The organism is Pseudomonas silesiensis, assembly GCF_001661075.1.
GTDB lineage: Bacteria > Pseudomonadota > Gammaproteobacteria > Pseudomonadales > Pseudomonadaceae > Aquipseudomonas > Aquipseudomonas silesiensis.
The window spans coordinates 1848981-1861788 of sequence record NZ_CP014870.1 but is presented as its reverse complement, the minus strand read 5'-3'; the positions used below and the strand labels follow the sequence as shown (position 1 = coordinate 1861788).

General features: G+C 50.8%; 14 protein-coding genes and 2 pseudogenes. 11 read left to right on the top strand and 5 right to left on the bottom strand.

The features are described 5' to 3' along the window. Nucleotides 1-73 precede the first annotated feature (73 nt). On the top strand, nucleotides 74-898 hold the full coding sequence (locus PMA3_RS32435) for a hypothetical protein (protein WP_152032247.1): 825 nt from the start codon (nucleotides 74-76) through the stop codon (nucleotides 896-898). A 531-nt stretch (nucleotides 899-1429) separates the two neighbouring features. On the opposite strand, the gene PMA3_RS32430 is transcribed toward PMA3_RS32435, so the two are convergent. Continuing rightward, nucleotides 1430-1765, bottom strand: a complete 336-nt coding sequence (locus PMA3_RS32430; RefSeq protein ID WP_152032246.1) for a hypothetical protein — start codon at nucleotides 1763-1765, stop codon at nucleotides 1430-1432. Nucleotides 1766-1883: 118 nt separating this feature from the next. Here PMA3_RS32430 and PMA3_RS08465 point away from each other — a divergent pair, with 118 nt between their 5' ends. The 9 genes from PMA3_RS08465 to PMA3_RS32890 all read left to right on the top strand — a co-directional run bounded on the left by PMA3_RS08465 (nucleotide 1884) and on the right by PMA3_RS32890 (nucleotide 10493). Beyond that, on the top strand, nucleotides 1884-2975 hold the full coding sequence (locus tag PMA3_RS08465; protein WP_064676731.1) for a glycosyltransferase: 1092 nt from the start codon (nucleotides 1884-1886) through the stop codon (nucleotides 2973-2975). Nucleotides 2976-3433: 458 nt separating this feature from the next. Beyond that, nucleotides 3434-3721 carry a hypothetical protein gene (locus tag PMA3_RS08460; RefSeq protein ID WP_064676730.1) on the top strand — a complete coding sequence of 96 codons (288 nt, stop codon included), beginning with the start codon at nucleotides 3434-3436 and terminating at the stop codon, nucleotides 3719-3721. Nucleotides 3722-3809: 88 nt separating this feature from the next. After that, nucleotides 3810-4916 (top strand): polysaccharide biosynthesis/export family protein, encoded by a 1107-nt coding sequence (locus tag PMA3_RS08455; protein ID WP_064676729.1) that lies wholly within the window; start codon nucleotides 3810-3812, stop codon nucleotides 4914-4916. A 14-nt stretch (nucleotides 4917-4930) separates the two neighbouring features. Then, entirely contained in the window at nucleotides 4931-5590 is a 660-nt protein-coding gene (locus PMA3_RS08450; protein WP_064676728.1) for a YjbF family lipoprotein, read from the top strand. Continuing rightward, entirely contained in the window at nucleotides 5587-6360 is a 774-nt protein-coding gene (locus tag PMA3_RS08445; RefSeq protein WP_082930277.1) for a capsule biosynthesis GfcC family protein, read from the top strand. Before PMA3_RS08450 ends, PMA3_RS08445 begins: the two co-directional genes overlap by 4 nt. Next, nucleotides 6357-8444 carry a YjbH domain-containing protein gene (locus PMA3_RS08440; protein WP_064676727.1) on the top strand — a complete coding sequence of 696 codons (2088 nt, stop codon included), beginning with the start codon at nucleotides 6357-6359 and terminating at the stop codon, nucleotides 8442-8444. The genes PMA3_RS08445 and PMA3_RS08440 overlap by 4 nt, the downstream gene beginning before the upstream one ends. Further along, a complete protein-coding gene (locus tag PMA3_RS08435; RefSeq protein ID WP_064676726.1) occupies nucleotides 8441-8839 on the top strand; it encodes a VanZ family protein in 399 nt (132 codons plus the stop codon). The genes PMA3_RS08440 and PMA3_RS08435 overlap by 4 nt, the downstream gene beginning before the upstream one ends. 145 nt (nucleotides 8840-8984) lie before the next feature. Continuing rightward, entirely contained in the window at nucleotides 8985-9824 is an 840-nt protein-coding gene (gene galU, locus PMA3_RS08430; RefSeq protein WP_064676725.1) for a UTP--glucose-1-phosphate uridylyltransferase GalU, read from the top strand. Between the two features lie 156 nt (nucleotides 9825-9980). Further along, the gene (locus PMA3_RS32890) at nucleotides 9981-10493 is read left to right on the top strand and encodes a hypothetical protein (protein WP_193408121.1); all 513 of its coding nucleotides are present in this window, start codon (nucleotides 9981-9983) and stop codon (nucleotides 10491-10493) included. 236 nt (nucleotides 10494-10729) lie between these two features. On the opposite strand, the gene PMA3_RS08425 is transcribed toward PMA3_RS32890, so the two are convergent. Further along, complete coding sequence (locus PMA3_RS08425) at nucleotides 10730-10990, bottom strand: DUF6429 family protein (protein ID WP_064676724.1); 261 nt, start codon at nucleotides 10988-10990, stop codon at nucleotides 10730-10732. Between the two features lie 88 nt (nucleotides 10991-11078). Continuing rightward, nucleotides 11079-11241, bottom strand: a pseudogene (locus PMA3_RS30585) (transposase domain-containing protein); the annotation flags it as partial. Between the two features lie 4 nt (nucleotides 11242-11245). On the opposite strand from PMA3_RS30585, the pseudogene PMA3_RS33545 reads away from it, so the two are divergent. Then, nucleotides 11246-11356 (top strand): annotated as a pseudogene (locus tag PMA3_RS33545) (DUF6124 family protein); the annotation flags it as partial. A gap of 196 nt (nucleotides 11357-11552) precedes the next feature. Here the strand turns inward: PMA3_RS33545 and PMA3_RS08420 are convergent. Together PMA3_RS08420 and PMA3_RS30575 are read right to left on the bottom strand one after the other, a co-directional pair. Further along, the gene (locus PMA3_RS08420; RefSeq protein WP_102136396.1) at nucleotides 11553-11822 is read right to left on the bottom strand and encodes a DUF2388 domain-containing protein; all 270 of its coding nucleotides are present in this window, start codon (nucleotides 11820-11822) and stop codon (nucleotides 11553-11555) included. A gap of 212 nt (nucleotides 11823-12034) precedes the next feature. Continuing rightward, entirely contained in the window at nucleotides 12035-12733 is a 699-nt protein-coding gene (locus PMA3_RS30575) for a DKNYY domain-containing protein (protein WP_161491136.1), read from the bottom strand. Between the last annotated feature and the right edge of the window lie 75 nt (nucleotides 12734-12808).

Sequence of the window (12808 nt, the reverse complement as noted above, 5' to 3'; positions counted from 1 at the left end):
CTCAAGTTGCCAAGGGCACTTAACTTAAAATTATTACTCAACCTACGAAATCACCATAGAGTTAAATTATAATATGTCCGAAGACCTCTACATTGTACACAACGCGTTCTCACTATTATTATCGATTAGCTTAATCTCTTCGCACACCAACGACAAAAACACCATAATTTTCGCACATAAAAAATCCGATGACATAATAAAATCCATACAGAAAGATTTAACCCTGACCAATACAAAAATAATTCCGTACTCAAAATTCGTTCCACCATTGCAAGTAATACTCAAAGGGAAATACAATAGAGTATTTCTAAGCAACCCCTGGCACAAACGAATAATTCCTTTTTACCTTACTATTAAAAATTCAAAAACAATACACTTAATTGATGACGGCTTCGCCACGATTAACGAGAATTATAAGTCATCTATCCAAAAGGACTTAGGAAGAACCTCTCTATCACTATTAAAAAAACTAAACAACAGCATTGATCTTGATACGCACTATTCAATCTTCCCAAATCCCTCTGAAGATTTTTTAGCCGCGCATCAAATAAATCAGCGGAACACCATCTGTCCAAATTCAATTTTAAACGCATTCACTCAAAATTCAAAATTCACAAAGAGCGGCAGAAAGATCATAATAATCTTAGGATCTACAAACGTTCCAGCTCAGAAGATCAAAGACGACCTTTTCTCTACAAACGATGATTCTATCGAATTCCTACTTAAAGACCACCCCAATCTTATAGGTGGAGTAGATCAATTAGGTTGCCCACCTGAATTTTTTCTGATAAGAAACTTAGACTCCATTAAAAAAATTTATCACTGCAGCAGCTCTACCGCCTATATCTGCAACTACTTATTCCCACAAGTAGAAACTGAAGAATATTCACATGCGTAATAAAGCATACCTAAAGGCGACTTCTATCCTCGCCTTTACATTTTTATACTGTGCAATGGCATATTTATTATTAACCATTGGCACCGACAACCTCTACTTCGACTCAGAAAAGATACTTGACCGCCTTAGTTATAATTACGAGGAAGATCAGAGCCTTAGTTTTTTTGACTCATATACACTTTCAGCCTATCTCTATAAAATACTGACCTTCTCGCAAAATCTCAACTCGAACATGCTGACTAGCTTCAGACATGGCGATTTCAACATAATATCCTTCGTTTTCATATTCCAGTTTCTAACGATGCTTTACATATGCGCAAGAGCGTTTTCTTATGCATACCGTAGAAACCTCTACATATCACTTCTAGTATTTGTTTATATGCTATTTTCTGCTCTGTACCTACTAGTACCGAGCAAAGATTTCTTCATTTTCGTCCTTGCCTATATAACTATTTTCGTTAGCTTCAAATTTCGTTATTTTGTTTACACTTATTCACTGTTCCGCCCCTTCCTATTAATGTCATTCCTCATTCATATTATCGTGACAAAGTTCACCCTCAAAAAAACTTTGCTCATAACCGCGGTCGTATTCCCAGTTTTATTTTTCATCCCCATGCCGGTAGGTTTATCTAAGCCAGCCGCATTTTTAACCGCCAACACCGGAATTGTTAACTTTTTCCCTGATTCAAATATGGCCGTTTTCTTCCTAAACGGAACGATCAATTCTATACGACTTTTTTTTCCATTTGAACTCTTCTTCCTTGAATTAAGACACTGGCTAATCGCAGTACCCAAAATGATGCTGAGCATCATTTTTTTATACTGCCTAATAAAGAGAGAGAAGACAGAAAGCCTTACGCTTTTCATACTGATTCTTTCGTTTTTCTATGTCCAAGGACTATTTGAACCGGACTTCGGCTCCGCACTTAGACACAGCTATATTATTTCCCCAGCGCTCATAAAACTTATACCTAGGAGGAGCTAAGTGAAAACTGCACTTGTTGTCGACTGGCTAGATAAATTTGCGGGAGCTGAGCGAGTTATTGCTTCCATCAACAAAAACAATCGAATTGATGAGCGTCACGCACTTATAAATATAATGTCCGATGACGACATAAAAAAAACTTTTGGCAGCAGTACAAACATCAAATCGACTTGGTTAAATATTTTCGGTAAGCATTTTAGATACCTTCTACCGTTATTTCCTGTTTTCATCCGAAGCATAAAAATAACTTCCGACACAAAACTCGTAATCAGTTCTTCTCACTGCATAGCGAAATCTGTAAAGACTCCCAAAGGAGCGCTTCACATTTGCTATTTTCAAGCAAGAAACGCTAAATACATTTGGGAAGAGTACAAATTATATTTTAGTGGGTGGAAGCGAGTATTTATGCCCCTCATCCCCTTGCTAAGGTACATAGACAAAAAATCTGCGTCCAACCCAGATTGTATTGTAGCTAACTCCCATTTCGTAAAAAACTGGATCTCAGAAGTATATGGAGTTGAAGCTAGCGTAATCTATCCACCTATTGATCTGGCTCGTTTCTCTCTGGGAACGCACAAAAAAGACTACTTCATAACAGTCGGCCGAATTGAACCCTACAAAAAATTTGATATGATTGTAGACGCCTTCAACAAAAACGGCCTCAACCTCATGATAGTTGGTGACGGAAGCGATAGAAAAAAACTAGAAATAACAGCTAATAAAAACATTACCTTCACTGGCTTTCTTCAAACTTCAGAAATTAATACCCTGCTTGGGGATGCCAGGGCATTTGTATATGCCGGCATAGAGGACTTTGGAATAGCCCCTCTAGAAGCACAAGCGACAGGATGCCCTGTAATCTGTCTTGGCCTAGGGGGCACCGCAGAAACGGTAATCCATCAAAAAACCGGCATTCATTTCTTCGAACAGACATCGGAAAGTTTAAATAACGCTATTGATTCGTTCCTAATAAAGGAGCCGATGTTTGATCACTCGGAAATTTATCTTCACTCGAGCAATTTCTCTGAAGAAGCATTTGCTGCTAATTTTAAACAAATGTTGGATGAGCAGATCAGCAAAAACAATGGCTAATCGTGAAAATCCACCAGCATAAAATGTAGTTGCCACCTAGTCAGTGCTGGATCGCTCGAAGTTGTGGGAAACGTAGGGTTCAACGCAATCGGACGGGCATCGAGAGTTGGCAGACTTATAGGTAGAACTGGCTCGGAAAAATTTGGCTTGAGCGAGATCGCCCCCCCCTTGACGCCAAGTTGAATTGTGCTGGTGGTTTCGCAAATCTCAGGACTACAGCGCCGACACTCCTGAGGAATTGAACTCGTTATAGCTTTCTTCCCAAGTCAACCTCTTGAGCTCAACGAGGCATGGTCTTTCGGCTCATCCTCATAGGTCCACCAACCCAGCAACCGAGGTTTTGAACTTAAAATGTCTAAAAAACCCCTAAACCAGCAGCTCTAGCTTGCAATACCGATACTTACTGAAATACTCTTGGTCCTATACCCTCAAGGATCATCCTTTCAAGGAGCATGAACATGAAAAAGCTACTCGCCTTGGCCCTCGTTACCTCTATCAGCCTGCCATTGATGGCTGCTGAAACCGTTCCTGCAACCACCGCTGCAAAACCAGGGGCAGAATCAAAACTGGGTCTGAATACCCCGATCGCAGGTGGCGTAACAGTTGGCACCGGTCTGGCGGTTGGCGCGGGTCTCATCGCTATCGGCGTCGCGGCCTCCAACAGCGGCGGCGGTGGTGGTAACGACGGCACCCCTGGTACCACTGGCCCTTCCGGCACCACTGGCACTACTGGCACCACCCGGTAACAGCCTCCCCCCGCTTAAAGTTCGATACGCTAACCTCCCAGCACGCTGGGAGGTTTTGTTTTGCCTATTCCTTCGAGCAATTTCGACAATGAATCGCGCGCTTCCCTTGGCCATGTTGGTTGGCCTGACCCTGCAAGGCTGCATATTTTCCCCTGGTCAGCACATGGACACAGGCAACTTGGTACGTGAAGGTTCACCAGAAAGCAGCCGGATCGAACTGTTGCCCATTACCCCCAAACTGGTAGCCATCGAAGCAGCGGCTGACCGATCGAACGTTGTTGCCCCTGAATTGCTGAGCTATCAGCCTGTGGAATACCGGATTGGTGCAGGTGACCTGATCTTCATCACAGTATGGGACCACCCGGAGCTGACCGCGCCCTCCGGCTCGCAGCAGCAGATTGAAGCGAACGGACGCTTGGTTCGTCCCGATGGTTCACTGTTCTACCCCTATGTAGGCACCATTGAAGCGGCTGGTAAAACCATCGAGGAACTGCGCTCGGCCATCGCTTCGCGTCTGGCAAAGGTTGTCGCCGAACCGCAGGTGGATGTCAGCATCCTGCGCTTTGTAAGCCAGAAGATCATCCTCTCCGGTGCATTCCTTAAAACCGGTCAGGTTCCAATCACCAATACTCCCCTAAGGCTATTGGATGCTATAGGACAAGGCTCAGTGGTGACAGAATCTGCTGACATCTCCGGTCTGGTTCTCAAGCGCGATGGTCGTGAATATCTGATCGATCTCGATGCGCTCAATCGCAAGAATTCTAACCTACACAATCTTTACCTGAAGGATGGTGACCAACTGCACCTTCCCTACAACGATCAGAAAAAGGTTTATGTGTTGGGTGAGGTTACTGCATCGCGAGCCATTAATTTCAAGGGCAGCAACATGAACCTCACTGATGCCCTGGGTACTGTAGGCGGTCTGCGCCAAGAAACCTCAAGCGGTAAAGAGGTATATGTGATTCGCGGAGTAGAGAATCTGGCAGATGAGCCCGTGAAAGTATTTCAAATCGATCTGAAGTCACCTTCAGCGTTCGCACTGGCTCAGCACTTCAAACTGCAGCCCCAAGATGTAGTTTATGTCGGTCCGGCCGATGTTACTCGTTGGAACCGTTTTATCAGTCAAGTTTTCCCCTCTGCAAATTTGCTGCGCACCGGTGTCAGCATTCAAGAAGACTTGGGTAGCACCAACTAAGAATTGGAATTCTTGTGAAATTTCTGCGACTGGCCACCCTATCGGTGGCCTCCTTGCTGGTGAGCGCCTGCAACCCGTTGATGACCGCCTCCCTGGACACGCTTAAGGCCGCTTTCGAAGGTCCTGAGCCCCTGGAACTTACCCGCCAACAGGTGGATGCGACGCCGTACTACCAGATCACCATTGCCGCCCCTACGGGTGAAGCCGTGATGGCGTTGGTACGTCAGCAAGACGGTGTAGGTTTCTGGATGGCCTCGACTCGCCAGATCCTGATGCTCGAGGATGGCCTGGCCATCCGCAGTGTCGGTTTCAACGACAACCTCGACGGCACTCGCTTTGATGGCGAATCCCCCTTCAAGATCGGTCTGCACCGCATAGCCGATGGCCTGCAAACCCGTCGCCATGTGGACTTCACCGACGGTTATCGGATGGGTGTGATCCTCACCAGCCGCTTTGAGAAGAAAGGCCTCGAAACCGTACAAATCCTCGACCGCGACGTGGAGCTATTGCGCGTGGACGAAGAGATCGCAATGGACGGCCTGGACTTTACCGCGCGGAACCAGTACTGGGTCGACCCTGCCGACGGCTTCATCATGGCCAGTGTGCAGCACCTGACCCCCGAATTGCCCCTACGCATTGTTCAAGTGCGCCCGAATAAGCCGGTAGTTCAATGATTCTTCGTTCCTCCTGGCTGCTTTGCTGCAGCCTGTTCATGACGTTTGCCGTAAATGCTGACTCGCTGGTCACTGTGCAGGGCGATGCCGCCAAACCCGGGCGTTACTCGTTCCAGGAAGGCATGCGCCTGCATGACGTTTTGTTGCCAGCCCAGGTTAATCCAAAGGCGTACTTGCTCGGTGCTGCGTGGTTGCATGTCCCGCTGCGCAATGCGCAGGAGCGCCTAAAGTTGGGCGTACTGTTCGATCTCGCAACTGTGCGTAGCAACGCATTGCAGGACGATCAAACCGAGTTGGCCGAGCTCGCCGCGCGCCTCAGCGACAAAGTGCAAGCCATGCCGGTGACAGGCCGGAGGGTGGCTCAGCTTGATCCGGTGCGGGTCGAACTGAATCGTGGTGATAACCCGTACCTGAGCAATGGTGATGTGCTGCTCTACCCTGCCCGCCCTATCACAGTGAAGGTTTTGGGTGCAGTGCTGGGTGAATGCGAGTTGGCGTACAAGCCTTTGCAGCCGGCCACTGACTATTTAAAAAGCTGTCCTCGTGATCCTGGTGCCGACGCTGATCAGCTCTTTATCGTCCAGCCGGATGGGCGCGTTTTCCAGCAAGGCATTGCACTCTGGAACGAAACAAAATCCGTCCCGCCCGCGCCGGGAGCACGTATTTATGTGCCGCTGCGCAGTAGCGCCAAGGGCGATCCTACGCCTGACCTGAACACCGAACTGGCTGCTTTCATCGCCACCCAGCCACTGCTGGAGGTGACGCCATGAAGTATCACTTGATCCCTTGCCTGTTGCTCGGTTGCTGCACATGGGCGGTGGCCGAGCCGCGCTATACACAGAGTGATTTCGGTGGTGTAGGTTTGTTGCAAACGCCGAGCGCGCGCATGGCACCTGCTGGTGAATTGTCGTTGACTGCCAGCCGTACCGATCCCTACAGTCGCTACAGCGTGTCTTTTCAGCCCTTCGATTGGCTGGAAGGGTCGTTCCGTTACACCTCGATCAGTAACCGCGATTATGGCCCGGAATCCCTGAGTGGTAGCCAAAGCTATAAGGACAAGGCGATTGACGCCAAAGTACGCTTGCTTGAGGAAAGTCACTGGATACCCGAAGTTGCACTAGGCGGACGTGACATTGGTGGTACCGGTCTTTTCTCCAGCGAATATTTTGTTGGCAACAAACGCGTTGGCAACTTCGACCTGAGCTTAGGCTTGGCTTGGGGCTATATCGGCAATCGTGGTGATATCGACAACCCATTGGGCTGGCTGGATGACAAGTTTGATGAACGCCCAGCTACCAGCAACCAAGGTAACTTTAACGGAAACACCTATTTCCGCGGCTCCCCTTCCTTCTTCGGCGGCGTGACCTACCAAACCCCTTGGGATCCGCTGTCGCTGAAACTCGAATACGAAGGCAACGACTACCAGCACGAGCCTCAGAACAACAATCAGATCCAGGATTCCCCAATTAACCTCGGTTTGGTATTCAAAGCTAACGATACGGTCGACCTGCACGCAGCCTGGGAACGCGGCAATACCGCGATGTTCGGCATCACACTGCACACCAACTTTGCCACCCGCAAAGCACCGACCAAAAGCTTCGACCCGAAGCCCGAACCGGTTCCGGATGTCAAACCAGCCACCGCGCCTACCGACGTTCAATGGGCCGGTGTCGCCAAGCGTTTGCAGAACAACGCAGGTTATACCGTTTCGCGCATCACCCAGCGCGATTCCGAGCTGATCGTCTACGGCGAACAAGGCCGCTATTTCCATACCCCGAAAGCCGTCGGCCGCGCCTCACGCATTCTCGACAACAGCGTCAACGACAAGATCGACTGGTTTACCCTGGTCGATACGCGCTACAGCTTGCCGGTCCAGGAAGTCAGCCTGCCGAGGGACACTTTCCGCGAAGTGGTGCAGGAAGACCGACCGCTGGAAGATCTGCGCCGGGTCACCGAACAGAACGTCCCTGTGCCGCATCAGGAAAAGACCCTGTTCGCGCAGAAGCCGGATCCGTTCACCTATGGCCTAGGCCTGGGCTACAAACAGAACATCGGCGGTCCCGATGGGTTCCTGCTGTATCAGTTCAGTGCCGACCTGACCGCCGAGTATCGCTTCCAGCCTGATTTGTGGTGGAGCGGTACCCTGAGCGCCAACCTGCTGAACAACTATGACAAGTTCAAGTACGACGCCCCCAGCGGCCTGCCGCGAGTGCGAACCGACCTGCGTCAGTACATGACGACCTCGGACATCACGATGCCGACCTTCCAGATGAACAAGGTCAAGCAGCTGGACCAGGACCTCTATGGCATGCTCTACGGTGGTTATCTAGAGTCGATGTACGCCGGCGTCGGCGGTGAGGCGTTGTACCGTCCGATGGGCGAGCGCTGGGCCGTAGGTGTGGACATGAACTGGGTCAAGCAGCGCGATTTCAATCAAGGCTTCGGCCTGCGTGACTATAGTACGGTCACCGGGAATGCCACGCTTTACTACCGCAGTTCGTTCCAGGACATCCTCGGCGCGCTCAGTGTCGGGCGCTACCTAGCTAGAGATATAGGGGTCACCCTGGACCTGTCCCGTGAGTTCAGCAATGGCGTACGGTTCGGTGGCTGGGTGACGGTCACCAACGCGACCAAGGAAGAATATGGCGAGGGTAGTTTCGGCAAGGGCATTTACTTCTCGATTCCGTTCGATGAATTGATGTCCAGCTCCACCACCCGCAGGGCCTCACTGGCTTGGTCACCGCTGACTCGAGACGGTGGCGCTGCCCTGGCTCGCAGCTACTCGCTGTACTCACTGACGGAGCGTCGCAACATCGACCTCTTCCACAACAACTTCTACAAGGTCACCGAATGAAGCAGCGGATTCTGCGTGTCCTGCCCAAGCTGGCGTTTTTCGTGATCCTGCTGGTGCTGTGTTTCGCCGGTATGCGCGGCGAGCCAGTGCCACAAATGTTCGAAAATCAGGACAAGCTGCATCACTGGGCGGGGTTCTTTTGTCTGACGGTGAGCGCCTTTTTGGCGTTCCCCCGGACTCGGTTGGGCTGGTTGGTAGTTTTGCCGCTGGTGGGTTCAATGTTGATCGAGCTGGAGCAAAGTTTACTGCCGCTGCGTACTGCGTCCTTGGGCGACATGATGGCTAATGCGCTGGGGGTTTTGTGCGGGCTGGTGGTTATTCTGGCGTGGCGTGGATATCAGGGTATGAGGCTTAAGAAAGCTTCTTCTGGAATGACGTCGCCGGACGTTAGCTGATTAGTTAGGCCAACGCTCTCCTTGGGCTTGGTCCCTCTGGGCAACTCTAAGCAGTCAGTTAGTCAGCATCGGGTGTTGTAAGAAGTCTTCTGCCTGATTTCGACTGCGCCGAAAACATGGATGCACCAATTAATCAAGGATTCACATGATCAAAAAATGCCTGTTCCCAGCAGCCGGTTACGGCACTCGCTTCCTCCCAGCGACCAAAGCCATGCCCAAAGAAATGCTGCCGGTGGTAAACAAGCCACTGATCCAGTACGGCGTCGAAGAAGCACTGGACGCCGGTTTGACCGAAATCTCCATCGTCACCGGTCGTGGTAAACGCGCCCTGGAAGACCACTTCGACATCAGCTACGAGCTGGAAAACCAGATCAAGGGCACCGACAAGGAAAAGTACCTGGTCGGCATCCGCAAGCTGCTCGACAACTGCTCGTTCTCCTACACGCGCCAGACCGAAATGAAAGGCCTGGGCCACGCGATCCTGACCGGCCGCCCACTGATCGGCGACGAACCCTTCGCCGTGGTCCTGGCGGATGACTTGTGCGTCAACCTCGACGGTGACGGCGTACTGACCCAGATGGTCAAGCTGTACAAGCAGTTCCGCTGCTCGATCGTCGCCATCCAGGAAGTCGATCCGCAGGAAACCCACAAGTACGGCGTGATTGCCGGCGAAATGATCCGCGACGACATCTACCGCGTGCACAGCATGGTCGAGAAGCCAAAGCCTGAAGATGCACCGTCGAACCTGGCGATCATCGGTCGCTACATCCTGACCCCGGACATCTTCGACCTGCTCGAAGATACCGAACCAGGCAAGGGTGGTGAAATCCAGATCACCGACGCCCTGATGAAGCAGGCACAAAACGGCTGCGTGATGGCCTACAAGTTCAAGGGCAAGCGTTTTGACTGCGGTGGCGCTGAAGGCTACATCGATGCGACCAACTTCTGCTTCGAGAACTTCTACAAGACGGGCAAGGCTTACTGATAGCCTGACTGGGTTGTATTGAAAAGCCACCTTTGCGGGTGGCTTTTTTATGGGCGCTCAGGATTGAAGCCGCCGCGAAACCTTTGTATCGGGGGCGAGAACCTAAATTCAAGGTCCGTGTCTGACGAGGGTGCAATTCAATCGCCTGGAGGCATCATGTTTATAAAAAAGAAAAATTTGATGGTTGTTGCTGTTTGCGCCCTGATGCTTGCGGGGACAACCCTGTTGCCGGGTGAGCTATCGCTCGTCTCCTCTGCTGAAGCCGCAGGCGGTGGTGGTGGTGGTGGCAACGGTGGCGGTGGTGGCGGCGGCAACGGCGGCGGAGGTGGTGGCGGCAACGGCGGCGGTAATGGTGGCGGCAACGGCGGTGGTCACGGTGGCGGTACTGGCGGTGGCGCCGGTCATTCCGGTGGCTCGGTTGGGAATGGCAAGGGGCTAAGCAGCGATCACGCCGGGAAAGCCGTTCGGGATAGAGGCGACAGCGGCAAGCATTACGGCGGTACGCGCAATGATGCCAATGGCCATGGTTCGGTGACATCCGACGTGGCGCATGACAGAGATACCCGGGGGTTGTCCAAGGCGAGTGCGATCTCTCGCACCACGCCAGGCGCTAACAATACCAAAGGCCTGCGTAATGCGGGCGACTCAAGCAGCAAGAACGACCGCTGACGGTTGGTTTTTGACTCGCCGGTGCCAATGCCGGTCAGTTGAGCAATTTGAGCGATCAATACCCTGATTGGGTGGAGGCAACTGGCTCACGCTCGTTACCCCTCCCCCACCACCGGATGTGCGGTTTTGCGCATCCGGCGGTTGAACGTTAGCGCTCCATACACCCCACCGACTCTGAAGTGGATGCGCTCAGCTAGACGATACTCAGATGCACCCAGCGTGGTCGTGGTATGAAGTCAGGTCTCAGAGTCGGATGCATGCCCCACTTGAGTTCGCACCCCGAATAACCGGTCGGCAATTTGCCGACCTTGCTCCAGTCCTTCCTCCGTCAACCAGATCGATTTGCTCTTGTTCACCGGATCACTGATGAAACCATGCTCATGCAATCGGTTCATGACCTCGAAGTCGAACCCTTTCCAGGCATTGCCTTTGTCGGAACTGAAGGTTGTCAACAGGGCAAGCACGGCGTCTTCAATCAGTTTGTCGTCGTATTTCATGATCGTTGCTCCGCTCATATTCAACAGGTAACGTCGAGTTTGTGGTGGGCACTCAGTCTCCCCATCGACTTCCATTTGAGTAGTGCGCTCAGCTAAGCGATATTGGCGAGCAGTTCCATGGTAACAAAGCTTCGTAATCTTCAACCGAAGCGGCCGCTGGCAGACGCTCGAGTGCATGGGACAGCCATGCATGAGGCTCTTGGCCGTTGGCCTTTGACTGTCTCGACCAGGCTGTAAAGCTGAGCGGCCGCCCACATCATGGCCACGCCGCGCAAACCCGGCGCCATGTTCATCGTCAATCCCGAGTTCGATAATGAAACCCTGCTTGTCCATGCCTGTGAGTCGCTGGCCTCGGCCAATGTTTTAATCGTGGTTACACGAAAACCTTGTAGGAGCGAGCGGTGCGGCGACCCGACTTGCCCGCGAAGGCTGCCTGGCAGTCAATATAAGTCCATCGCCCCAGAACGCCCGCCTCTCGTGATACGGGCATTTTCCAGCATCCACCTATTCGACCAGGCCGTTACCATCCTTCGTCGAACAGCCTCCAATTACAGCTTTTCACTTATTCGATAAATGAAGTCTTCGATAGAATCCAAGTTGCCAGTTCCATATCACTTTGCTCCTTACCACGAATGTTCAGCACCGCAATCGCCGCCTCTAGAAACGCGCCTCTATATGCACCCTCACTGGCGGCAAAGGCAGCAGCGTCATCCCGCGCTTGAATTATAATTTTATAATCTCGATCTGCGGACAAGCCCGACGAAAAATCGGAAGTCCACTCAGATGGATATATTGTTGAGTAAAACGTATGGGTCGCAGCTAGGGTGGACATATCTGTCTCATCACGACTACCCGGGCTGCCTAATGCTAACGAGCTCCCGAAGCAAAGAAATAGTACTAATGAGATTGCAGTCTTTTGCCCAACGCCAACAACCCTCTCCATGAAGTTGAATGCCAGCTCATGGCTATAACTCCATCGCAGCCTAGGCAGCAATGAAAACTCTTGAAATGCGTTCAATATTTAACACCTAGTCAGGAAATGCATTAATAATTCTCATAAAACACAACATTCATTTCACGCAATTCTTTTTTGTAATCACCACTCAACTCATAAAATTTTTTGTGGGTGTATAGGTAAGCTTTATAGCGAGTCATAAACATGAACATATCTGGCGATGCCATGTCAGGAAACCGCACAATGTCGTGACTTTGCAGCAGAACAACATCATCCCCTACCCGCCCTAGCACTCCATGGTGAGTTCTATAATTTTTTAAATCGTCGAAATTTTCAACACAACTGAGCCCGTGTTCCGGACACCGAACGGGACTAAGCACGCGAAACTTGCTTAGCTCAAAATCCTCAATTAAGTTCCATTTAAAAAACAAAGATTTCCCGCTTTGCGCCACGCTAAAATCCTTCCACATCTCATCATCCCCAAACGGGAAAATGATCGAGAACTCACTGGGATCAGCGCCATCGATTTTTTCGTCTTTGAAGTAAACTGCGTTATTGTCTTTTGCATAATTCGCAAATTGCTCCTGCTGCCACTTGACATGTGTGGGCTCAGTAGCTTGCAGGGATTGAAATGCGGGTGAGTACGCTGCAACGTTAACGAGTTTTCGCGTTTCGATTAATTCAATGCCGCCTGTTTCTGATTTCAGACACCTCCACAAGTCAACTTCAAAAAAGAACGTCAGCGCACCTAAATAGCAGCTTGTATCGTAACCCGTGTTTGTTTCCATCCAATAAACCTGTCCCCGTTTAACAACGTAATTGCTAAAGACAGGACGCAGATCGGGAGTGCATTTACCCCGCGA